We start from the raw sequence: 23,551 nt of genomic DNA on the forward strand, positions 1-23,551 counted from the left end.
ACCAAACGTGGCTTCGACTAAACTCGCGACTCCGCCGTCGACACAGCGACAGCCATCGAGGGCGACACTTGTGGCTACGTTTGCTCGTCGGCATGCGGTAGGCCTGCCGACGAAAGGAATGTCCGCGTCCGTGGCAATCATCATGGCGGCGGTCCTCGCATTGCTGCTGGGCCTCATCACGTTCGGACTGCACCGAAGGCTCGTTCGGGCCACCGGCCTCAAACGACCGTGGTCGGTGGTCGCCGACGCAGCACTGGTGGTCCTCGCCGTACTCGCCTTCATCGGCCTCGGGACGGGCAGACTGTTCGATCCCGGATGGGCTCGTGCACCTGCATTCGTCGGCCTGGTGTGGGGGGCGACAGTGGTCTACCTGGTCCTCGGGTTGCTGGCGGTCGGGCTCATCTCCGTGGTGCTGCGTCTGGTCGGCCGGGTGCGCGGTGCGGATCGCCGCGCGGGCGTCGACATTTTGCGCCGTCGGACCGTCCAAACCGGTACCGCTGTCGTGGTGGTCGCGTCGGTCGCCACCGTCGGCTACGGCGTCGTCGAAGCCGCCCGGCCGCAGGTCACCCACACCGAGGTCGCAGTACCGGATCTGCCCGAGCAGTTCGACGGCATCCGCGTCGCGCTCATCTCCGACCTGCACGTCGGCCCTGCCCGCGGTCGGGGCCTCGTGCAGCAGGTCGTCGACGATGTCAACGCCCAGGAACCCGACCTCGTACTCATCGCCGGCGATCTCACCGATGGAACCGTCGCCCAGGTGGGAGACGACCTCGCCCCCCTCGCCGAGCTATCCGCTCCCCTGGGCGTGTTCGGGGTGTCGGGCAATCACGAGTTCTACTTCGACGACGGCGGCGCCTGGCTCGACGAGTGGGAACGGCTGGGGATCAGCACGCTACGCAACGAGCGCACCGAGATCACCGTGGACGGGGCGACCATCGACCTCGCCGGGGTCCACGACGAGACGGCGCCGGCGCCCTATGAGCCCGACCTCGAAGCAGCGCTCGCCGGGCGAGACCAGGACCGATTCGTCCTGCTGCTCGCACACGAGCCGTTGCAGGCGCCCGAGGCCTCCGACGCCGGCGTGGAGTTGCAGTTCTCCGGCCACACGCACGGTGGCCAGATGTGGCCGATCATGTATCTCGTTCCGCTGCAACAACCCACCGTGCAGGGCCTCGATCAGGTCGGCGACACCACCATCTTCACCACCCGCGGAGCGGGTGCCTGGGGCCCGCCGGTGCGGGTGGGCGCTCCGCCGGAGATCAGCATGTTGACGCTGCAGAGCCGGTAGGTGTCGCGGTGGACCTCAACGCTCGACTCTGCCCAGCAGTTCGTCCAGAAACCGCACCGGCGGTCGGCGGGTGGAGTCACTCCAGGTGTCCTTGCCGATGTCGGAGCGGATCGCCTCCACCAACCGCAGGAAGGTGACTCCCCCGTCGAGCGGATAGCGCACCATACCGGTGTCGACGCAGCGCACCACCACCTGTGCTGCTTGCTGTTTCGCCTCGTCCATCCGACCGGCCGCCGCCAGGCAGGTGGCCAGCAAACGCGCGGCGCGCAGCTTCGCACGTTCTCGGCCGGTCGTCGCGAGGTGGTCCACCCAGTCCTGCGCCCAACGCAGTCCCTGGTCACGATCGGCCGCGTCGGAACTGTCGCGCAGCAGCCGGATGGCGCTCGCCGCATCGAGTTGGGCGACGATGGCGGCGATCCCAACATCGGGAAAGGTCCGAGTGTCGTAGGTGACCCGAGGGTGCACGCCACGCCGCGCCGGCAGATCTTGGATCACGTACTCCGCCTCAACAAACGCCCTCAAGCGCGGTGAATCCAGCCGGTCGGCGATGTCGATCCCTTCGTCGAGCAACGCGGCCGCGCCGGCCCGGTCCCCGTCGAGCACGGCCAACCGCGCGCCGATGATGAAGCGTGCCTTGATCATGTCGATGACGCCTTCGTCGGCGCCCAGTTTGGAACTCTCCTCGATCAACCGTCGAGACTCGTCGACACGACCACGTTCGTAGAGCACATCGGCCAACACTGCGCAGGCCAGCCGTGCGCCCTGCGACTTGGTGGCCGACCGGGTGTCGACGGACACCCGCAGTGCGCTGCGGAAGCATTCTTCGGCTCGGTCGAGTTCGAGCTGTTCGAAGTAGGCGATCCCGTCGAGCGCATGGCCGTACATGACGGCGTACGGCCCGGTGTTCTGCTGGTGGTAGGGAGTGGCCTGCTGCTGCCGACGATGCGCGGCGTCGAAATCGAAACGGAACGTCTCCGCGATGGTCGCCACGTTCGCGGCCGCGGAGACGACGAACGCCGGCAACGTCTCCGGACGCGCCAGCGCCTCGGCCACCAACTCGTCGATGCCGTCGGTGCGGTCTGCGGTGACCCGAACGCATCCTTCTAGAACGTCGGCCTCCACACGGATGTCCGGGTCGCCGTGGTCGGGGCTGGCCGCCAGGGCGGCTGCGACCCGCGACAACGCGCCCTCGGCCGACGTGGTCCGGTGCAGCAGCACATTCGCCCAGGTCAGCAACAGTTGCACCCGAGGACTCTTGGCCACTGCCGCGGGCGGCAGTTTATCCACCAACCCCAACAGCGTTGCCATGTGCGCATGCTCGATGAGGGTGCGCCCGTCGGCTTCCACCAACGCCACCGCGCGGTCGGTATCACCCGCAGCCAGTGCCTGATTGACGGCCTCCGCGGGCATCCCGTGGGCGGCGAACCACTCCGACGCGGTGCCGTGTAGGCGGATGATCGCATCGGGCATGTCGCGTTCGAGTCGGCGCCGCAGGAACTCGGCAAACAACGGGTGGAAGCGGAACCACTCCCCTTCCTGATCCACCCTGCGCAAGAACAGATCTCGGGTTTCGATGTCCTCCAGCAAAGCCTGTCCTCGCGGCTGACCGCTGAGCGCGGAGGCGAGACCGGCGCAGAGACGCTCGGGAGGTGAGACGGTCAGCAGGAACTCGAGTACCTCGGGTTCCAGGGTGGACAGTACGTTCTCTGCCAGGAAGTCGCCGATGGCATGATGTCGGCCCGAGATGTGGCTGATGAGTTCGGCCGGGGTGTCGGCTCCCCGCAACGACAGACAGGCCAGCTGCAACGCCGCCACCCATCCGTCGGTGGAGTTGCGCAACTCCGTGACCTCCGCACCCTGCAACGGCAGTCCGGCGACGTCGACGAGGAACGAATGGGCTTCGGCCGCATCGAAACACAGACCAGCGATATCGATCTCGACGAGTTCGTCGAGCACCTGCATCCGGCTGATGGGCAGCCCCGCCCGCGATCGGCTGGTGATCACGACCTGTAGATGGTGGCATCCGCGTTCCAACAGGAAGTCCATCGCGGCGATCGACGCCGGATCGCTCACCCGGTGCCAGTCGTCGACGACGATCGCCAACTGCTCATGCCGGGCGTGGATCTCATTGATCAGCGACGTCAGCACGTACTGTTCGGCTTTCGCGCCGTGCTCCTCGATGACCTCGGCGAGGTCCCCGACCACCACCGGCGCCGCACGCCGCAACGCCTCGACGATGTTGGCGAGGAACCGCGCGAGGTCGTTGTCGTCGTCGTCGACGGTCAACCACGCCACCGCCACGCCGTCGCGTACGAGTTCTTCGCCCCACTGGGTGGCCACAGTGGTCTTCCCGTAGCCGGCGGGCGCATGGATGACGATGAGCCGGCGACGTTCGCCCGCCCGGAGGATCTCCATCAGCCGATCCCGCGGCACCTGCGCGCGTGGCCGCACTGGCGGCCGGAACTTGGTCGACGGAGTCGGCGGGGCCGTGGTGATCCCGGCCCGCACCCGCCGGTCGGGGCCGGCACCGATCGGGTCGGAGGCGGACTCGATCGGCAGCGCCATCTCGTCGACGGACAGTCCCAGCTGCCGTTGCACGTCACGCAGGCCCTCGCCGTATTCGACGACCGTTCCCGGCCGATCGTCCGGGTCGCGCGCCATGGCCCACTCCACCGCACGCGACAACGGCGCCGGAATACCCGCCGCACGAAGATCCGGGAGCGGTTCGGCCGACATCCGCAGGAACTGCGCGACCACCTGCTCGCCGCTGCGACGTTCGAAGGCGGCATGGCCGGTGAGTGCACAGAACAGGGTCGCTCCCAGGCCGTATACGTCGGTCGCGACCGACGGCGCCGCCCCGGACAACAGTTCGGGTGCGGTGAACGCCGGCGAACCGGTCACCATGTCGGCGTCGGTTTCGAAGCCGCCGGCGATACGTGCGATCCCGAAGTCGGTGAGCTGCGGTGGCGTGGCTGTTGGAGCGGGAGGACTTTCGGACAGAAAAGGCGCGGGACCCTAAGCCCTGAGGCCACGCTGAACGGACTCCAGTACCACCTCGACGGCGCGCGCGGCGCTTTGGCAGGCACCTTCCATGGTGGTGGTCCAGTCGGTGCGGGTCCAGTCACCGGCCAGCGCCAGGCCGGTGACCGCGGTGCGCTGATCGGGGCGGATGCCGGCGGTGCCGGGCCGTTGCGCGAAGGTCGATTTCGGCATCCGCACCACGTGACTATGGATCACCTCGGCATCGGCCGCGTCCGGGAAGTACTTGCGCAACATGGCCATCTGGATGTCGGTGATCTCGGCGTTGGATTTCGACGTCAGGTCGTAGGCGGCCGACACCGTGGTCGAGTAGAGGTGATGGCGCTCCGCCGAACGCCCGTGCATACGCTGGCGGTCCCAGACCTGTTCCAGCACACCCTCACCGCCGTAGAGGATCTCGCCCCAATCACTCATCCCGATCGAGCGATCCAGGTAGAGGTTCACACTGACGATCGGCACCGGGGACAGCGCGTCGACCGCCGCGTAGATCCCCTCGTGGCCGGGCACCTGATCGAGCAGGCCTTTCACACCCCACACCGGCACCGCACAGATCACCGCGTCGGCGGCGACCTTCTGTCCGTCGGTCAGGGTGACGCCGCTGACGGCCCCGTCGGACACGTCGATCGACGCCACCACGGCGCGGTGCCGCACGTCGACCCCGTTGTCGGCGAACACTTTCTGCGCCCCGTCGATGAACAGGGTGTCCAGGTCGACGGTGGGGTAGCCGATCGAGATGGGGGTCCGTGTCGCGCGTGCCCGCCGGATGCCGGTCACCAGCAGATCCGCGGGCACCTTGGCCGAGGAGATGGTGGGTTTGTCACCGGTCAGGCCGATCACGATGCCGTCCCACAACGCGTCACGTGCCGACTGCGGCATACCGATGCGTCGGAACCACTCGTCGGCGGTGATGTCGTCGAGCCAGTCCGGTTGCCGCAGTGCCTGCCGGATCAGTGTCGCCTGGGCGCGCGCGGTGCGCAGCCGATCGAGGCCGGTAACGCCGGGCAGGTCCCCCACCGCGGTTCGGAGTCCGTCGAGCCCGCCGAACGCCGAGCGTCGAGTGGCGCCGCCGGGCATGCGGACGGTCATGTGTCCAGGGAAGGCGACGTGCTCGCGGGTACCGACGCTGTCGAGATAGCGCATCAGGTGTTCGTAGCCGCTGGCGAACACGTGCTGTCCGTTGTCGGGGACGTCGTCGACGGTCGCCACGGGCATCGCGATCGTGCGCCCACCGAGCGAGCCGCGTCGTTCCAGCAGCGTCACCTGCTGTCCCGCGTCGGCCAGCCACACCGCCGAGGCGAGCCCGGCCAGTCCCCCACCCACGACCACGCAGTGTCTGCGACGGTTCTCCGACATGGGACGACAATAGCGGTCAGGGCTGACCGGTGACGCCCGACGCGGGTCAGCTGCGGGTCCGGCTGCGTTGCGCGGCGAGCCGGACCGGCGCGTTGTCCACGCCGTATCCATCGTAGTGGTCGAACCGCTGCACGAATTCGAAGAACACCGAGCCCACCGTGCGGGTGTAGAAGTGGATGAAGTGCCCCTGCGAGCCGGGACCGCGGTCGTAGAGCAGGTCGAGTTCCCGTAGCGCGGCGACGGTGTCGTCGTCGACCCCGAAGCGTCCGGCGACGTAGTCGTAGTAGTTGTCGGGCACGCTCAGGAATTCCAGTCCGGCATCGCGTGCGGTGCGCGCCAGCGCGACGATGTCGTCGCAGGCGAATGCGATGTGTTGGGCCAACGACCCGTCTGCGACCGCGAGCGGTGCGACGTTGAGCGGGATACGTACCGCTCCGTCGGCGGTGCGCAAGACCTGGCTGCGGACCAACCCGGTGGGGCCGGGCACCTCGGTCGGGTCGTCGGCGCTCAGCCCGAACACGCTGGTGAAGAACAGCACCGCGTCCTCAGTGGTCTGCCACGGTTGCGTCAGGTTCACATGGTCGACGGCGTGGACCGGGCCGCCGGCGGCGGGTACTCCGTCGCGGAACTCGCTCACCCAGTCGGCTGTCCCGGTGGGCGGCTGGGTAACCCAGAAGAGTTCGGTGCCGTCGGGCGCGACGGCCGAGCCGAACGGCTGCTCGGAGGCATAGGTGCGGCGATATGCGGCCGGCGCCATCAGGTCGGCCGCCCGGCGCGACGTCGCGTCGGCGTCGGGGACCTGCAGGCCGATGGCGGCAACGTGCGGCACCTCGTCGCGAGCCTGCTGCTCGTTGAGCACCACTCGCGCCGAGCCGGCCTGCCACAGCGTCACGGGCTTGCTGCGATGCCGGCCACCGGGGATGAATCCGAGCTGCCCCAGCAACACCTCCACCTCACTGGTGTCTTCGGCTTTGATCTCCACGAAATCGAACCCGTTGGGCGGTTTGGCATCCGCAACCGGCGCGAGGTGCAGCGCGTCCTGCAGCCACAGCAGTGATCGCAGCGCGTGCACGGCGGTGCGGCCCGGGTCGGTCTGCCGAAAGGTGTCGTTGAACACCTCCAGCGACAGCGGGCCCACGTAGCCGGCCGCGAGGACATGGCGCACGAAACCGGCCAGGTCGAATGCCCCCTCACCCGGGAACAGCCGGTGATGACGACTCCACGACAAGACATCCATCTGAAGGGCGGGGGCATCGGCGAGTTGCAGGTAGAAGATCTTGGCGCCGGGAATCTGCTCGATGTCCGCCGGATCGTGCCCACGCGAGAGCACGTGGAAGCTGTCCAGGCACACCCCCACTGCAGGGTGGTCGGCGAGTTCGGCGATGCGCCAGGCGCGACGGTAGTCGTCGACGAAACGACCCCACGCGAGCGCCTCGAAGGCGATCCGGACGCCGTGATCGGCGGCCACGTCACCGATCTGCCGCAGTTGCGCGGCGCTGACCGCGTCGTCATCGATTGTCGCGGTGGCGACGTTGCTGCACACCAGGACGGTGTCGATGCCGAGCCGACCTGCGGTGGCGAAGGTGGCGGCCGCGCGGCGCAGATTATCGGCGAACACATCGTCGGCGACGCCCTCCAAGTCGCGTAGCGGTTGGTAGAGATCCAGGGTGAGACCGAGGCGGGCGGCGAGCGCGCGGATCTCCTCCGGAGAGTGTTCGCAGGCGATCAGATCGGGTTCGAAGACCTCCACTCCGTCGAATCCGGCAGCCGCGCAGGCGTGCAGTTTCTCCACGAGTGAGCCCGACAACGAGACGGTGGCGATGGAGGTCTTCATCACTGCAATGTACCAATCGGTTAATTAACGCCGCAAGGGTTGCCGCGCCCCGGAGGCTCACCCAGTAGAGTCGGCCGACGTGGCCGCCAAGCCAAAAGCCGAACTGCAGCGCGATGCCGAACGCACCCGCGCGGAACTGTTGACGGTGGCCACCGAGGTGTTCGCCGAGTCCGGCTACTCCGGCGCCCGCGTCGACGAGATCGCCGAACGCACCCGCACCACCAAGCGGATGATCTATTACTACTTCGGCGGCAAGGAGCAGCTCTACCTCGCCGTCCTCGAGCGGGCCTACCGCGGCATCCGCGAGGCCGAGCAGAAACTGCAGGTCAACCACCGCAATCCAGTCGAGGCCATCCGCCGGCTGGCCGAGGTCACCTTCGACCATCACATCGCCAACGACGATTTCATCCGCCTCGTGTCGATCGAGAACATTCATCGCGGCGAGTTCATCCGGCAGCTCGCCGATCTACCCCAGCTCTCCGCACCGGCCACGTCGCTGCTCGACGAGATCCTGCACGACGGACGCGGGAGCGGCGTCTTCCGCGACGACGCCAGCGCCCTGGACGTCCACCTGGTGATCAGTTCGTACTGCGTGTTCCAGGTAGCCAATCAGTACACCTTCGGCTTCCTGTTCGACGTCGACCTCACGGAGACCTCTCAACGCGCCCATCTGCGCCGGATGATCGGTGACGTGGTGGTGGGCTGGCTGACCAGCCAGCCGTAACCCCAGATCACCGGACTTCACGGCCCACCGCCCCGATATCACCGGGCGCCCTGTGGAGAGCGCGATCACACCTTCACCCTTGACGCGACCCGGAACACAATGCTCTACTTTGCGAACGTACTAGTTCGTACATTACGGAGAGCCCGCATGAGCAACCCCACGTCCAGCCACCTCGTCGGCCTGATCGGCACCGGCGTCGGACCATCGCTTACCCCCGCCATGCACATGGCCGAGGGTCGCGCCCACGGCCTCGACTACGTGTACCGACCGATCGACCTAACCAGCCTGTCGCTGGCCCCGGAGCGGGTGGGCGAGGTACTCACGTGGGCGCGGATGCTGGGCTTCGACGCGGTCAATGTCACCCACCCCTGCAAGCAACTCGTCATCGAGCACCTCGATACGGTCGATCCCGTCGCGGCCGACCTCGGCGCGGTCAACACCGTGCTGTTCACCCCCGACGGCACCGTCGGCCACAACACCGACACCACCGGTTTCGCCCACGGATTCACCGAAGGCCTCCCCGACGCGCGTCTCGACCATGTCGTGCTGGTGGGCGCGGGCGGCGCCGGAACCGCTGTCGCCGACGCCCTGCTCCGGCTGGGGTGCAACCACCTCACCGTGGTGGATCTCGACGTGGACCGCGCCTCGACGGTGGCGCGTGAACTCGTCGGCCGCCACCGGTTGGCGCAGGTCGACGCGTCGTCGTTCGACAAACTCTCGATCCTGCTGCCGCACAGCGACGGGGTGGTACACGCGACCCCGACCGGGATGGCCGCACATCCCGGCGTCGCCTTCGACCCGGCGCTGCTGCATCCCGACCTGTGGGTGGCCGACATCGTCTACCGCCCACTCGACACCGCGCTGCTGGCTGCGGCCCGCGCAGCCGGGTGCCGCACCCTCGACGGCGGTCACATGGCCGTGCACCAGGCCGTCGACGCCTTCGCGCTGATCACCGGACTCACCCCCGACGCCGATCGCATGTCCCAACATTTCCGCCGGCTGGCCACGAACCAGCCCCGATGACCCTGCGCGCCGAGCAGAATCAGATCAAGGAGTCCCGATGACCGCAACGTCTCAACCGCACGCCGCGCCACAGCGAACACCGAAACGTGCCGCGCTGGCCAGCTTCATGGGCAGCGCCGTGGAGTACTACGACTTCTTCCTTTTCGGGACGGCCGCGGCGCTGATCTTCCCGCACGTGTTCTTCCCGTCGGACAGCCAGGCGTCGTTGGTGATGTCGTTCGCGACATTCGGCTTCGCCTACATCGCGCGACCGGTCGGTGCAGTGATCCTCGGGCACTTCGGCGACCGTATCGGCCGACAACGTGTCCTGATGTTCACGTTGGTGATGATGGGCGTGTCGACCTTCATCATCGGCTGCTTGCCGACCTTCGACACCATCGGTTGGCTCGCCCCCGGCCTGCTGGTGATCTGCCGTCTGATGCAAGGCCTTTCGGCTGCCGGAGAGCAGGCCGGGGCCAGCTCGCTGACCTTGGAGCACTCCCCCGACAACCAGCGGGCGTTCTTCACCTCGTGGACCCTCACCGGCACCCAGGGCGGCCTGATCCTCGCCTCGCTGATCATGATCCCGTTCATGGCCCTACCCGACGACGCCAAGTACAGCTGGGGCTGGCGGGTACCGTTCTGGCTGTCGGCCGTCGTGGTGGTGGTCGCCTACTTCATCCGCCGTCAGCTGCATGAGACGCCGCAGTTCACCGAGGCCAAGGAAGCGGGCACCATCGCCAAGATGCCGCTGATCCCGCTGATGCGTTACGAGTGGCGCGCCGTGGTTCGGGTCATCCTGTGCGCGTTCATCGCGGCCGTGTCGACGGTGTTCGCGAACCTGGCTTTGGCCTACGGCGACGAGGTGGGCCTCGACTCCGACATCACCCTGTGGCTTGTCGTGGTGGCCAACGTCGTCGCCCTGCTCACCCAGCCCGTGTTCGGCAAACTCGCTGACCACATCGGTCGCAAGCCGGTGTTCATCTACGGCGCGGCGTCGTCGGCGGTCCTGATGCCCTTCTATATGTTGTCGATGAGCCAGGACAATCACCTGATCACCTTCGCACTCGCGGTGGCCACCTTCTCCTTCGGATACGCGGCCGCCAACGCGGTGTGGCCGTCGTTCTACGGCGAGATGTTCTCGACCCCGGTTCGGTTCTCCGGCATGGCGATCGGCACCCAGCTCGGCTTCCTGATGGCCGGGTTCGCGCCGTCGATCGTGACCGCGCTCGGCGGCGTCCGGGAAGGCGGCTGGGTGGTCATCAGCATCTTCACCGCGGTGGTGTGCCTGATCGCGGCCGGTGCTGCACTCACCGCCCGCGAGACCAAGGATGTGCCGACGGCCCAGCTCGGTCGGACCAGCCCGGAGGAACTCAAAGAGCTCGTGCTGAACTGATCGGTGACCTCTGGCGGAATAGATTCCGACGGACCGCCGTTGATGACTGCGACGGCCCCGGAATCTCTGCCCCCGGGCCCCACCCCTTTTCGCCGCTGCGAGCGGCCACGTGCCGAGAGGCGCACTGTCCGGGGCCGTCCACCACTCGAGAGCCGCCATCTGATCGGATGGCGGCTCTCGCTGTCGGCGGCTCGGGAGTCGGCGACCGATGTGACATAGGTAATCCCACGGCCGGTTCCGCAGGTCGGCCGCGGTTCTGACGCCAGGATCGGCCCGCATTTTGCCCACTGAAGGTTTCGGAACACCGCAGCCTGGCCACGCTGGAGATGTACGCACCCAACACATGACGAAGGGAGCGATTCCACATCATGGTTTCCACGCAGACCCGACCGACCAGCGCCGCGATTGCGCAGCAGTTGCGGACGATTCTGACGCTGACCAACGCCGAGATCCAGATCGCCGAGATACGCCAGGCGCAGGCACGAACCGACGCCGTCCGCGACGAACTCGCAGGAAACGCCCGTAAGGGTCGTTCCCGCGCGCACGACATCGAGACCGCTCTTCGTGAGCGTGGCGGCTTCGCCGACATGATTCGCCCTGCGATCGGTCGGGCCAACGCGCTGGTGAAGAGTGTCGTTGATCAAGCGCAGCCCCTCGACGAGGCGCTGCTGAGTGACCTGGCCCTGGAACAGCAGCTGGTGGGTCGCGCCAAGTATCTCAAGGCGCTGGCCACCGGGAACCAGGACTCCGAGCTCGCCACCATGGCCGATCGATTGGTCGAGGCACACACCGAGACAGTTGAGTGGATCACCACGGTCCTCGCGGAAGAAGCGCTCGGTGGCCCGGCGGCGCTGCGTCGTACGCCTACCCAGTGGGCAAGCGGCCTGGCCACCCGCGCCATCACACTGCCGGCCTCGCTGACCGCGCACGGTATCGATCGAGTAGCCGCTGCGCTTCGCAAATCCCCATCTGTTGCCGCTGAAATACGCGACCGGTTGGGGCAGCGCGTCAGCGCAGTCGCCGACACCGCCGACCACGCCGGTGACACCGTGATGAACATCGGTGAGGCGACCGCTCGTAGTGTGGCCGCCGGTCGCGATGCAGCCCTCGAAGCCGTCGAGGGCAGCGCACGCGCCAACGGTGCGTCCGACGTCGCCGACGGTATCCACCAGGTACGGGAGGCCACCGGCATCGTCGAATCAACCGAGCTGCCCATCAATGACTATTCCGACCTCAATGTCGGCCAAGCGGTCTCGGCGGTCAAGGAATTGACCGAGCCGTCTGATATCCGAGTCGTCCTCGCCTACGAGGAGGCACACAAGCAACGACAGCGCGTCGTGTCGGCCGCAGAAGACCGGCTCGCCGACATCGCCAAGGATGTGGTGGGCGTGTCCTGATCGACACTGTCCACCAACTCCTGGCCCACCAAGGGCCCGCAGTGCCGCCACCGGCTCAGCGCCGGTGGCGGCACTGTCGTCGACACCCCAGACGGCCACCGAAACCTCGCCGTCGGCCGATGAGGCGAGCAGGGTCAAGCACAGACCGTCAGATCTGGTGACGCTGAATTTCCTCCACGACCCGCAGCGTCGCCCGCGTGCACCGCTGATCGCTCGCCGGATCGGCATCGCCGTCCACCAGGTCGGCGAATCGACGGATCTCGTGGACCATGTTGTTCGACGGCCCGCCGAAGGTGTGGTCGGTGACGGTGCCGTCGTGCATCCGGACCTGCGCGTCGGTCGGTTGGGCCACGTGGTCGAAGGTCAGTGTGCCGTGCTCGCCCTGAATCTCGTCGGGCCGATCCGACGCGGTGATCTTCGAATACGACAGGTCGACGACGAAGTCGTCGTAGGCGGCCAGCACGGCGCCCGCACCGTCGACGCCACTGGCGATCGGCACCGATGACCCCGTCACCCGATTCGGTTCGCCGAAGAACTCGACCATGGCGGCGATCGTGTACACGCCCAAGTCCAGCAATGCCCCGCCCGCGAGCGCCGGGTCGAAGATGTTGACGTGTTCACCGGCGAGCACCTTGTCGTAGCGGGCCGAGCGCTGACAGTACGACAACGACGCCCGCCGCACAGGACCCACCGTTGCCATCAGAGCGGCGACGTGGCGAAGCGCGGGGTCGTGTACGTTGCGCATCGCCTCCAGCACCACCACCTTTCGGGCTGCGGCCGCCTCCAGCAGCGTGTCGAATTCCGCCACCGTGGGCACGGCCGGCTTTTCCACCAGCACGTGCTTACCGGCGTCGACGACCCGTCTCGCCTGCTCGGCGTGCGCACCGTTCGGCGAGGCGAGATACACCGCGTCGATCTCCGCGTCGGCGAGTAGACCGTCGAGGTCGTCGGTCCAATGGGTCACCCCGGTGTCGGCGGCGAACTTCGCGGCACGTCGCGGGTCGCGGGAGTACACGGTGGTGACCGCCACCTCGTCGACCGATGCGGCCGCGTCCAGGAAGTTCCGGGTGATGGTGCTGGTACCGACGGTGGCGATCCGGATCATGTGCCCATTCTCGCAGCGTGGATCATCGGCTCACCGCAAAACGACGGCGCCCACCGCCGGCTCAGCGGTGGGCGCCGTGTCGCTGGAACTAGGTGGTGCCGGCGTCCGCACGCTTGGGCAACACCCACCCGGCGCGCGGGAAGTGGCAGGTGTAGCCGTTCGGATAGCGCAGGAGGTAGTCCTGATGCTCCGGCTCGGCCTCCCAGAACGCTCCGGCCGGTTCGATGGTCGTCACCGCCGGCCCGGGCCACAGCCCCGATGCGTCGACGTCGGCGATCGTGTCGCGCGCGACCGTCTCCTGCTCCGCGGTCAGCGGGAAGATCGCCGACCGGTAGCTCGAACCCACGTCGTTGCCTTGCCGATCCTTGGTGCTCGGGTCATGGATCTGGAAGAAGAACGCCAAGATGTCGCGGAACGACGTCTGCGTCGGATCGAAAACGATCTCGACCGCCTCCGCGTGACCAGGATGATTGCGGTAGGTGGCGTGATCATTGGACCCGCCCGTGTACCCGACCCGGGTGTCGAGCACGCCGGGCTGTCGGCGGATGAGGTCCTCCATCCCCCAAAAGCATCCGCCGGCAAGCACGGCGGTCTCGGTGCCGGGGCGGCGGGTGATCTGGCCGGTGTCGGTGGTCATGAGGCGTCCCTTTCCGTGGTGGTGGTGTCGGTCTGATCGTCGGTGCTGTCGAACAGCTTCCGGTAGTCGCCGTAACCTTCGGCTTCCAGGTCGGCGACCGCAACGAAGCGCAGCGCCGCCGAGTTCATGCAGTAACGTTGCCCGCCGGCCTCGCGTGGGCCATCGCCGAAGACGTGCCCGAGGTGGCTGTCGGCGCCCGCGGAACGAACCTCGGTGCGTCGCATCCACAACGTGCGATCCGACTTCGTGGTCACCGCGTCCTCGTCGATCGGCTTGGTGAAACTGGGCCATCCCGTACCCGAGTCGTACTTGTCGGTCGACGAGAACAGCGGCTGCCCTGACACGACGTCGACGTAGATGCCGGGCTCGTGGTTGTCCCAGTACTCGTTGTGGAAGGCCGGCTCGGTGCCGTCGCGCTGGGTGACACGGTATTGCGCGTCGGTGAGACCGCGAACGGCCTCGTCGGTCTTGCGGTACTCGTTGCTCACGTTTCCTCCTTCGCGCCGCTGGCTGCGGCGTCACCCTGCACAACAAACCTCACCCCCGATTTGGTCCCGGCTGCCACAACGAGTTGCGCGGGCCGTCTGGGACGGCGCGGTTCCGGCGGGACGCCGCGGGTTGTCGACGACCCGCGCGAGCCGAGGCGACCTGCGTGGTCGGAGACGACCCGCGTCTGCCCGGCGAACGGCGGTGGGCAGCCGAGATCTCGTCATCCACTGGAACGACTCGCAATCTGCAGTTCACAATGGTGCGCCACCATGGTGGCATGAACGATGCGACAGAACTGGTCGCCTACGCCGAGAGCTGGTACCGCTACGGTGGCGGCGACCCCGACGACATCCTGGTGCGATTCGGGCTCACCGAGGTCGCCTATTTCACGCGGTTGCGCGAAGCGCTGAGTACCGACACCACGCTGGATCCGGCGGTCCGCGACGCGATAGACGTGGTGGCGGCCGGACGGATCGACGCCGGGCCCGGACACGCGATGCCGGCCTGAGGCCGGCCCGGGTCTGCGGCCGGACTCAGCGAACCTCGTCGACCAGACCCCACTCCCGCGCCGCATCGGCCGATATCGGCGATCCGGTGACGAACAGATGCAAAGCCCGCCATCGGCCGATCCGCCGCGGAACGCTGACGGTGCCGCCGGCCCCGGGGAGCAATCCCATCGACACCTCCGGCAGCCGGATCACCGTGTCCGGCGCGGCGACGACGCGGTGGGCGAACGCCGGGATCTCGATACCGGCGCCGACGCACTGGCCGTGCAGCCGCACTTCGACGCGGTCGGCGAGCCGGGCGACCAATCGTCCGGCACCGCCGCGGGTGCGTACGAAATGTGCCGTGGTGGCGTCGGGCGTGTGACCGAACTCGTCGAGATCGCCGCCCGCGCAGAAGCACGGGCCGGCCCCGTCCACGACAACGCGATCGATGGTGTCGTCCAGCAACGGTATCCGCAACGCATCGACAAACGCGTCGCGCAACGCCACCCCGTAGGCGTTGCGCCGCTCCGGCCGGTTGAGCGTGATGTGCAGGTCGTCGGCGCGTCGGTCCACGAACACCGGGTCGCCGGCCGGAGGCGGCGGCAACGGCCGCCCAAGCGCGCGACGTTTCTCGAGCCAGCGACCGAACTCGGCGCCACCCTGCAGAGTCGAATAGCCCAGCGACTCCACGTCGAGCGCGGCGGGTATCGACATCGATTCCGACGCCCGGACCACCTGCGCCGCCACCGATGCCGCCTGCGGAGTGGCCTCGGCGGCCGCGACGAATACGGTGATCGCCTCCTCGACATCGTCGACGGTGATGATCTCGCGGCCACCCGGGCCGTCACCGTAAGTGAGGTCCAGGGCCGCAGTCAGCGGTTCGAGAGCGGTACCCGGTGCTCCTGAGGCGCGGCCCACGAGAATGCGGTCCGCCCGACGGGCCACGTCGGCGGCACGCGCAACAGTAGACGGATCGGCGTCGTCGAGATCGATGACGACAACCGGCCGCACGGTCCCTCCCCGCGCGTCCAGTGCGCCCACCGCGTCGGCCCCTTCGGCGAGTTCGTCCACAGTCATGGTCGATACCTGCGGTGTCATCTCTCCATCCTGTCCTGATGGGGCCGACGTGATCGCACCGGGAGGTAGCATCGCCCCGGTGTCGCCCGCCACGCCTCGAGATCCGGTTCGCGATTGGGCGCGCAGCGGTGTGGCGTGGCTGACCGGCCACCCCGACGGCCCGCCGGTGATTCCGCCGGGGGTCGCGGCGACGCGGGCCAACGAGCTCACCGACCTGATCGCCACCGCCACCGCCACCGCGGGTGCCGTCCGGCTCGACGGGGCGCAGCTGTTGGCCGAGCGGGCCGCGTTCACCGGGCACCAACGGGCGGGCGCGTCGTCGGCGGGCGGTGCCTGCCGACTGCTACCCACCGCCGACGGATGGGCGGCGGTGTCGATCGCCCGTCCCGACGACCCCGCGCTGTACGGGGCGCTGATCGGATCGGATGATCTCGGCAACGACCCGTGGCGGGCCGTCGGCCAGTGGCTACGCGAGCATCCGGGCACCGACCTCGACGAACGGGCCGAACTGTTGGGGGTGGCGGCGGGCAGCGTCGGCGTTCGCGACGCCCCGGTCGTCGATGTCACCGGCCGTCGGCCCCGATCGGTCGCCGGCCTGCTCGTCGTCGACTTCAGTGCACTCTGGGCCGGGCCGCTGTGTGCGCACCTCCTCGGACTTGCCGGCGCTGCGGTGGTCAAAGTGGAGACGCCGACGCGGCCCGACGGCGCCCGCCGGGGCAACGCCGACTTCTATCGGCTGCTGCATGGGGGTCACCGGTCGGTGGTACTCGACCCCGATGTCGGCGACGACCGCGCCGCGTTGTATCGCCTGGCGTCGGCGGCCGACATCGTCATCGAGGCGTCACGACCACGCGCGCTGCGCGGATTCGGTCTGGACGCAGAGGAATTCGTTCGTTCCGGCACGACATGGCTGTCGATCACCGCGTGCGGTCGGGCGTCGAATCGGATCGGGTTCGGCGACGACGTGGCGGCCTCGGCCGGGCTCATCGCCCGCGACGAGCGCGGACCGGTCTTCGTCGGCGACGCCATCGCCGACCCGTTGACCGGGCTGACCGCCGCAGCACTGGCGATGAGTTCAGGTGACGATGATGCGCTGCACGACATCTCGATGAGTGGGGTGGTCGCGGCGACGCTCACCGGCCACCACGACGCAGGTGTATCCGGCGCGAGCGGAACCTGGTCCGTCGACGCCACCGACGGCCCGGTGCCGATCGCTGCGCCGCGCCGCCGCGAGCCCGTCGGCCAAGCGCCACCCACGGGCGCGGACACCGATGCGGTGCTGCACGATCTCGGGATACGACGATGAGTGACAACGTGTTCCGCGACGTCGAATTACCGGAGGGTCGACGCGATGTGGTGATGCGCGGTGGCATCGTCGCCGACATCACCGCGCCCGGGACCGCCGCGGGCGCCACCATCATCGACGGCCGCGGTGGTGCACTCCTGCCGGGTCTGCACGATCACCATCTGCATCTGCATGCGATGGCGGCGGCCGCCGACTCGGTTCGGTGCGGCCCGCCGGACGTCACCGATCTCGACGCGCTGGAATCGGCCTTGGTTGCTGCGCAGGGCGACTGGATTCGGGGTGTCGGCTACACCGAGACCGTGGGCGGGTTGCTCGACAGAGCCGCCGTCGATCTCATCGTACCCGACCGTCCGGTTCGCATTCAGCACCGCAGTGGCGCACTGTGGATTCTCAACAGCCCAGCGTCCGAACTCGTGGGGCTCGATCGCGGCACCCATCCGGGAATCGAACGTGACGCCAACGGTATTCCGACCGGACGCCTGTGGCGCGCCGACGACTGGTTGCGGGCACATCTCCCCCACTCCCCACCCCCCGACTTGCGCGCGGTCGGGCAGCAACTCACGCGATCCGGCATCACCGGTGTCACCGATGCGACTCCCGATCTCAGCTCAGCCACGCTGGACGCACTCGTGACAGCGCATCGCACCGGCGCTGTGCCGCAACGACTTCAGCTTCTCGGTGTCGGCATCGATGACACGGCGAGCTTCGATGACACGGCGAGCTTCGATGACACCATCACCGTCGGGCCGTACAAGATCGTCATCGCCGACAGCGCTCTGCCTGACTTCGAGGACCTCGCCGACACCATTCTCCGCGCACACGCGTGCCATCGGCCGGTCGCAGTGCACTGCGTGAGCCGGGTGGCGCTGGCACTGTTGCTGGCCGTCTTCGACGATGTCGGTGTGCTCGCCGGGGATCGGATCGAGCACGGCTCGATCATCGGCGCCGACGCCATCGCCGATCTGGCCGCGCGGGGCCTGCGGGTGGTGACCCAGCCTGGGTTCGTCGCCGACCGCGGCGACGACTATCTGCGTCGGGTGGATGCCGGGGATCTGCCGGATCTGTACCGCTGTCGCAGTCTGCTCGCCGGTGGCGTCCACACCGCAATGTCGAGCGATGCCCCCTACGGTCCGCTTGATCCGTGGGTGGTGATCGCTGCAGCCGTGCAGCGGCGCGCACCGACCGGCGAGATCGTCAGCGCCGGTGAACGCGTCACTGCCGCCGAGGCACTCGACGGCTACCTCGCCCCGCTCGACGACCCCGGCGGCCCGCCCCGGCGGGTCCAGGTCGGCGCGGACGCCGACCTGGTGCTGCTGGACCGGCCATTGGCCGACGCGCTGGCCGCGCCCGCCGCGCAGCGGGTGAGATGCACGGTCATCGCAGGCCAGGTCCTTGTCGAATGACCCACGGTTCGACGACATCACCCCGATTCGCCGACATCACCTTGCTTCGGACGCAAGGTGATGTCGGGAAGCAGGGGCGACTGGGCAGACCCTGCTCGTCGGCGGCGACTGCCGGGCACCCGCAGCGTCCGGGTACCGTCGGCGATCGGGTGACACACGCGCAACAGCCCGCGCGCCGGTGGCCCAGGGAAGGCTGGACATGACCGACACCGAGCATCCGCTGCTGCGGCCGGGCCACAACTGCCACGACATCGGCCACGCCGATCGGCTCGCCTGCATCATCGACGCCGGCGAGTACTTCCGCCTGGCCAAAGCCGCCATGCTGGGCGCGCAACGCCGGATCATGCTGATCGGCTGGGATTTCGACACCCGTATCCTGCTCGAGCCGGAAGGCGCCACCCTCGAGGGCCCCAACGAACTCGGCGCCTTCCTGAACTGGTTGCCTGGCCATCGACCCGGTCTTGAGGTGTATCTCCTGAAATGGAGCGTCGGGGCGCTCACCGCGATCAGCCGCGGGATGGCGCCGGTGTTCATCACCAATCTGCTGACCAAACCCAACGTTCATCTCGAGATCGACACCCACCACCCGCTGCATGCCGCCCACCATCAGAAGATCGCGGTCATCGACGACCGACTCGCGTTCTGCGGCGGTATCGACATGACCGTTGACCGGTGGGACAGCCCCGAACACCGCGACGACGACGAGCGTCGCACCACCCCGAGCCACAAACGGTACGGACCGTGGCACGATGCAACGACGGCCGTCGACGGGCAGGCCGCACGCATCGTCGGTGCGGTGGCCCGGGACCGCTGGCGGGCCGCGACGGGCCAGGAACTGGCCGAGGTCACCGGCATCGACGCCGATCCATGGCCCACCGACCTCACTCCGACCATGCGGTCGATCGACGTGGGCGTCGCCCGTACCCTGCCGGAACTACCCGACCGCGAGGAGGTCCGGGAGATCGAGCAGCTGTATCTGACCGCCATCCGCGCCGCGCGACACACCCTGTACATCGAGAGTCAGTACCTGGCCTCACGCACCCTGGCCGACGCGATGGCCGAGCGGCTGCGCGACCCCGACGGCCCCGAGATCGTGGTGGTGCTGCCCCGCAACGCCGAGGGTTGGTTGGAGCAGAAAGCCATGGACGGCGCCCGCCGACGACTGCTGCATCAGCTCTGGCAGGCCGACGCACACGACCGCTTTCGCGCCTATCACCCGGTGACCGCGGCCGGCGCGGACATCTACGTACACGCCAAGGTGCTCGTGGTCGACGACATGCTGCTGCGGGTCGGTTCGTCGAATCTCAACAACCGTTCCCTGGGCCTCGACAGCGAATGCGACCTGGCGGTCGAGGTCACCGCCGACGATCCGCTCGCCGACCAGCATCGCCGCGCCATCCTCGAGGTCCGCGACCGGCTGCTGGCCGAACACCTCGACGTGCCCGTCGAACGGGCGCGCAACGACCTCGACGACCGGGGTTCACTGGTTGCGACCATCGAGGCTCTGCGCGGAAAAGGCAAAACCCTCATGCGTTTCGACGCCTCCACCGTCGCCGATGAAGACAGTCCCCTGGCCGAGAACGATCTCGTCGACCCCGAAACCGCCAAGGGCAACCCGATTCTCACGCGCTCGATCCGGTTCCTGGCGGGGCGGCCGCTCTCCAAACTGGGACGGCGCTGAGCGAGCGTCTCGCAGCCGGCCGACCCCTGTTCGGCGAGCTCGGCCTCCCAGAGTGAGTGCCTGCGTCGTCAACTCGCCGTCATCAGAGGCACCCGAAAACCAAACCTTGACATTCCGGGCGCACCTATCAATGATTGTTCTATAGCTATCACCGATAGGAGCGTCTGAATGCCCCCCGTCACCCAGGACAAGCGCGCGACCCGACGTCAGCAGATAGTGGACGCCGCGTGGGAGGTAGCGAACGAGAGTGGTCTGGGCGCGGTCACCCTGCACGAGGTGGCCAGGCGGGTGGGAATGCGCCAGCCCTCGCTGTACAGCTATGTGTCGTCGAAGCTGGATCTGTTCGACGTGATGTTCGCCGAAGCCTACGAGCACCTGCTCGCGCGGATCGACTCTCTGCCCGCCACCGGGTCGGCACGTGAGCAACTTCTACGCCTGTCCCAAACAATCGTCGACTACGTCGTCGAGAACCCGCCGCGCCAACAACTCCTGTTCCAGCGCACCATTCCCGGATTCGAGCCGTCGGAGGCGTCGTATCGGCGGGCCGAGCTTCTGGTGCGACGCACCCAGAGCCTGCTCGTCGCGGCCGGCGCCACAGACCCCGCCCAACTCGACGCGTACACCGCCGTCATCGCCGGCATCGGCGCGCAGCAGATCGCCAACGACCCCGGCGGTACCCGCTGGACCCGACATGTGGAGACGATGGTCGGTCTCGTCGTCGACCACTTTCCCCGAGAGAGAGTGACACCATGAACACTTCCGAAAGCGTTCGGCCCGCAACGGAAATCAAGCGAATCCAGCATACCGAGGCGATGCGACTCACCGCCGCCGAGAATGCGCGCCTGCTCGATCTGCTCCAACTCATCGACCCCGACGACTGGGGGAGGCCCACCGACTGCACCGGCTGGACGGTGCGCGACGTCGTGGTCCACCTCATCGCCTCAGCCCAGGCACAGGCCAACCCGGTGGAGTTCCTCCGGCAGGTTCGGTCGGGACGGCCACTCACCGCAGAGGTCGGTGGCGACCACTGGGTCGACGGGCTCAACGAGGCACAGTTGCGAGCGCGGACCCAGTGGCGAACCGATGACCTGCCGGCGCTGTGGGAACAGCACTCCGCCGCAGCATTACGCGCCCGGACTCGGATGCCCGCGCCGGTGCGCGCACTCCCGGTGTTGCCGATCGGCACCCCCCTCGGAGTCGACCTCGGCTGGAAACCTTTGGGCTACCTGTTCGGCATCGGTTTCACCCGTGACACGTGGATGCATCGCGTCGACCTCTCGCGCGCGACGGGTATTGCGCTGCAGCCCACCGCCGACCACGATGGGCGGATCGTGGAGGACATTCTCGCCGAGTGGTCACAACTCCACGACCAGCCGTTCAGCCTCGATCTCCAAGGTCCCGCCGGAGGACGTTTCGAGGGCCGCAGCGGTGCAGCGACCATCAGTGTCGACGCGATCGAGTATGCGCGCATCCTCTCCGGCCGCGCCGACGGCGACGGCGTACTCGCCAACAAACTTCCGCTCTGAGAACCCACCCACCTCCCAGGAGTTCGATCATGTCACCCTCAACCGAAGCACCCAGCACCGCAACCACTCTGGCCGAAGACAACAAGGCCGCCGATCGGCGGTTCATCAACCAGATCATCAACGGGCAGGATCTGGGGTCGATCGGCGACATCGTCGCAGACGACTTCGTCGAGCAGAACCCGCCGCCCGGGCAGGGTCCCGGGCGCGACGGGTTGCGCGACTTCCTGGCCCAGATGTTCCGCGCTTTCCCGACCTGACGTGGACGGTCCACGAGATGGTGGCCGAGGGCGACCGCGTGGCTGCCTGGTCGACGTGGACCGGCACCCACCGCGAAGATTTCCTCGGCATCGGAGCAACGGGCCGTTCGGTGACGGTCGAGGCCTGGACCTTCGATCGATTTCGTGACGGCAAGGTGTGCGAGAGTCGCATCATCATGGACGTGATGGGAATAGTGCAACGGCTCCAGGGAGATGCCTGAGTTCTGCAACGAAACCCCGAGCGGCAGTATGATTCAGGTCAGCCCGAGGGCTTCGCTGTTGCGGCGATCAGCAGACGGGGATCGATGGTGCACGATCCTGGCCAGCAACGACTACGCGGTCGTCATCACAATGTCACACACCAAAGATCTCGAGCTCGACGCGCCGCGCGATCTCAGGTGGTGCCTAACGACAACAGCCACCTCACGGGCTCAGACCGCGCGCTGCAGGACCCGCAACTCGCCCGACTTCTCTGCGGTTGCAGCCCAACTCGCCAGCAGCTTGAGCCCATCGGCGGCCGGCGTGTTGTCGGCCGCTGTGTAGACCAGCAAGGTCAGTTCCGGGTGGGCTGGGAACTCCATGGCCTCGAAGTCCAGTTCGAGATCACCGACGACGGGATGATGCAGCCTCTTCTTCCCGGTGCGGTGGAACCGGACGTTGTGCGCGGCCCACCGCGTGCGGAACACCTCGCTCTGGGTAGACAATTCACCGATCAACTCGATGAGTTTCTTGTCGTGCGGATTGCGTCCTGCCTCGGACCGCAGCATGGCGGCGATGTCGTCGGCGCCGCGTTCCCAATCGCCGAAGAAGTCCTTTGATGCCGGATCAAGATAGACGAATCGGGCTGTGTTGGGTTGCTGGCTCGGATCGCTCTCGAGAAGCGGTGCGTACAGTGCGCGGGCCATCCGGTTCGCGGCCAGCATGTCATGGCGTGCGTTTCGCACCCATGCGGGCGCATCGGTGATTGATTCCAGCAGCTGCCGGATACCAGGCGTAACAACCGTGTTGCGCGCTCGCCTACGGACTGGGCCCTGTTGCGCAACACGTGCGAGGTCGAACAGATGATCACGCTCGGCCTCGTCGAGCTGCAACGCGGACGCAACTCCGTTGAGAACGGAGTCCGATGTGCCGGACAAGTTGCCGCGCTCCATTCGCACGTAATAATCGATACTCACACCGGCAAGCAGCGCCACCTCCTCGCGACGCAGACCGGCAACGCGACGTTTGGCTCCGCCGTAGGCCGGCAACCCGGCCTGCGCGGGAGAGATCCGCGCGCGCCGCGACGTCAGGAAGTCTTTGACCTCCGCTCGGTGATCGGCTGAAGTGCTCATGATCTTCACGGTAGGACGGTTGGCTCGCATCTGGGAGGTCCTGCCGTTACCTGTGTGCACAAACCGCAGCAACCACCATCGCGCGGCAAAGGCTCTGCCTGCTTGACAGCTGTAGGCCCCTCAGCATCACACAGACCAAAGCTAGGCAGCATTACTGTCTTAATGTGGTCAATCTTTGATTGATTGGCACTAGGATTTCGCTTTTCTGACCCGCAGAC

General features: G+C 67.6%; 18 protein-coding genes and 2 pseudogenes. 12 read left to right on the forward strand and 8 right to left on the reverse strand.

The annotated features are described in order from the left end of the window. Nucleotides 1-142: 142 nt before the first annotated feature. Nucleotides 143-1,288 carry a metallophosphoesterase gene (locus VX037_RS23070; protein ID WP_235724405.1) on the forward strand — a complete coding sequence of 382 codons (1,146 nt, stop codon included), beginning with the start codon at nucleotides 143-145 and terminating at the stop codon, nucleotides 1,286-1,288. A gap of 15 nt (nucleotides 1,289-1,303) precedes the next feature. Here the strand turns inward: VX037_RS23070 and VX037_RS23075 are convergent. The 3 genes and pseudogenes from VX037_RS23075 to VX037_RS23085 all read right to left on the reverse strand — a co-directional run. After that, a pseudogene (locus tag VX037_RS23075) lies at nucleotides 1,304-4,252 on the reverse strand (protein kinase domain-containing protein); the annotation flags it as partial. A 51-nt stretch (nucleotides 4,253-4,303) separates the two neighbouring features. Continuing rightward, complete coding sequence (locus VX037_RS23080) at nucleotides 4,304-5,680, reverse strand: hydroxysqualene dehydroxylase (protein WP_328716047.1); 1,377 nt, start codon at nucleotides 5,678-5,680, stop codon at nucleotides 4,304-4,306. A 46-nt stretch (nucleotides 5,681-5,726) separates the two neighbouring features. Beyond that, entirely contained in the window at nucleotides 5,727-7,514 is a 1,788-nt protein-coding gene (locus VX037_RS23085; protein WP_328716048.1) for a bifunctional sugar phosphate isomerase/epimerase/4-hydroxyphenylpyruvate dioxygenase family protein, read from the reverse strand. 79 nt (nucleotides 7,515-7,593) lie between these two features. On the opposite strand from VX037_RS23085, the gene VX037_RS23090 reads away from it, so the two are divergent. The 4 genes from VX037_RS23090 (at nucleotide 7,594) to VX037_RS23105 (ending at nucleotide 12,033) form a co-directional block, all read left to right on the forward strand. After that, nucleotides 7,594-8,238: a TetR/AcrR family transcriptional regulator gene (locus tag VX037_RS23090; protein ID WP_328716050.1), complete on the forward strand. Its 645-nt coding sequence runs from the start codon at nucleotides 7,594-7,596 to the stop codon at nucleotides 8,236-8,238. A 147-nt stretch (nucleotides 8,239-8,385) separates the two neighbouring features. Beyond that, a complete protein-coding gene (locus VX037_RS23095; RefSeq protein WP_328716051.1) occupies nucleotides 8,386-9,261 on the forward strand; it encodes a shikimate dehydrogenase in 876 nt (291 codons plus the stop codon). 37 nt (nucleotides 9,262-9,298) lie between these two features. Then, nucleotides 9,299-10,636, forward strand: coding sequence for an MFS transporter (locus tag VX037_RS23100; RefSeq protein ID WP_235724346.1), 1,338 nt, complete (start codon nucleotides 9,299-9,301; stop codon nucleotides 10,634-10,636). A 368-nt stretch (nucleotides 10,637-11,004) separates the two neighbouring features. Next, on the forward strand, nucleotides 11,005-12,033 hold the full coding sequence (locus VX037_RS23105; protein WP_328716052.1) for a ferritin-like domain-containing protein: 1,029 nt from the start codon (nucleotides 11,005-11,007) through the stop codon (nucleotides 12,031-12,033). Between the two features lie 148 nt (nucleotides 12,034-12,181). On the opposite strand, the gene VX037_RS23110 is transcribed toward VX037_RS23105, so the two are convergent. The 3 genes from VX037_RS23110 to msrB form a co-directional block, all read right to left on the reverse strand. After that, on the reverse strand, nucleotides 12,182-13,138 hold the full coding sequence (locus tag VX037_RS23110; RefSeq protein WP_328716053.1) for a Gfo/Idh/MocA family protein: 957 nt from the start codon (nucleotides 13,136-13,138) through the stop codon (nucleotides 12,182-12,184). An 88-nt stretch (nucleotides 13,139-13,226) separates the two neighbouring features. Continuing rightward, on the reverse strand, nucleotides 13,227-13,775 hold the full coding sequence (msrA, locus tag VX037_RS23115) for a peptide-methionine (S)-S-oxide reductase MsrA (RefSeq protein WP_287015761.1): 549 nt from the start codon (nucleotides 13,773-13,775) through the stop codon (nucleotides 13,227-13,229). Next, nucleotides 13,772-14,263 carry a peptide-methionine (R)-S-oxide reductase MsrB gene (gene msrB, locus VX037_RS23120; RefSeq protein ID WP_266063076.1) on the reverse strand — a complete coding sequence of 164 codons (492 nt, stop codon included), beginning with the start codon at nucleotides 14,261-14,263 and terminating at the stop codon, nucleotides 13,772-13,774. Before msrB ends, msrA begins: the two co-directional genes overlap by 4 nt. A 278-nt stretch (nucleotides 14,264-14,541) precedes the next feature. On the opposite strand from msrB, the gene VX037_RS23125 reads away from it, so the two are divergent. Next, nucleotides 14,542-14,772: a hypothetical protein gene (locus VX037_RS23125; protein ID WP_328716055.1), complete on the forward strand. Its 231-nt coding sequence runs from the start codon at nucleotides 14,542-14,544 to the stop codon at nucleotides 14,770-14,772. A 25-nt stretch (nucleotides 14,773-14,797) separates the two neighbouring features. Here VX037_RS23125 and VX037_RS23130 read toward each other — a convergent pair whose 3' ends face one another. Continuing rightward, complete coding sequence (locus tag VX037_RS23130; RefSeq protein WP_328716056.1) at nucleotides 14,798-15,829, reverse strand: enoyl-CoA hydratase/isomerase family protein; 1,032 nt, start codon at nucleotides 15,827-15,829, stop codon at nucleotides 14,798-14,800. Nucleotides 15,830-15,908: 79 nt separating this feature from the next. Between VX037_RS23130 and VX037_RS23135 the strand changes: the two genes are divergently transcribed. From VX037_RS23135 to VX037_RS23160, 6 genes and pseudogenes are all read left to right on the forward strand, one after another. Then, on the forward strand, nucleotides 15,909-17,135 hold the full coding sequence (locus VX037_RS23135; protein ID WP_328716058.1) for a CoA transferase: 1,227 nt from the start codon (nucleotides 15,909-15,911) through the stop codon (nucleotides 17,133-17,135). Beyond that, nucleotides 17,132-18,538 (forward strand): amidohydrolase family protein, encoded by a 1,407-nt coding sequence (locus VX037_RS23140; protein WP_328716059.1) that lies wholly within the window; start codon nucleotides 17,132-17,134, stop codon nucleotides 18,536-18,538. The genes VX037_RS23135 and VX037_RS23140 overlap by 4 nt, the downstream gene beginning before the upstream one ends. A 199-nt stretch (nucleotides 18,539-18,737) precedes the next feature. Further along, nucleotides 18,738-20,219 (forward strand): phospholipase D-like domain-containing protein, encoded by a 1,482-nt coding sequence (locus tag VX037_RS23145; protein WP_328716060.1) that lies wholly within the window; start codon nucleotides 18,738-18,740, stop codon nucleotides 20,217-20,219. A 168-nt stretch (nucleotides 20,220-20,387) separates the two neighbouring features. Then, nucleotides 20,388-20,972 carry a TetR/AcrR family transcriptional regulator gene (locus VX037_RS23150; RefSeq protein WP_328716061.1) on the forward strand — a complete coding sequence of 195 codons (585 nt, stop codon included), beginning with the start codon at nucleotides 20,388-20,390 and terminating at the stop codon, nucleotides 20,970-20,972. After that, entirely contained in the window at nucleotides 20,969-21,745 is a 777-nt protein-coding gene (locus VX037_RS23155) for a maleylpyruvate isomerase family mycothiol-dependent enzyme (RefSeq protein WP_328716063.1), read from the forward strand. Before VX037_RS23150 ends, VX037_RS23155 begins: the two co-directional genes overlap by 4 nt. Before the next feature lie 29 nt (nucleotides 21,746-21,774). After that, nucleotides 21,775-22,223 (forward strand): annotated as a pseudogene (locus tag VX037_RS23160) (ester cyclase). Between the two features lie 210 nt (nucleotides 22,224-22,433). On the opposite strand, the gene VX037_RS23165 reads toward VX037_RS23160, so the two are convergent. Next, nucleotides 22,434-23,333, reverse strand: coding sequence for a helix-turn-helix transcriptional regulator (locus VX037_RS23165; protein WP_328716065.1), 900 nt, complete (start codon nucleotides 23,331-23,333; stop codon nucleotides 22,434-22,436). Between the last annotated feature and the right edge of the window lie 218 nt (nucleotides 23,334-23,551).

It is taken from the genome of Gordonia sp. Z-3, from assembly GCF_036233855.1.
Classification (GTDB): Bacteria; Actinomycetota; Actinomycetes; order Mycobacteriales; family Mycobacteriaceae; genus Gordonia; species Gordonia tangerina.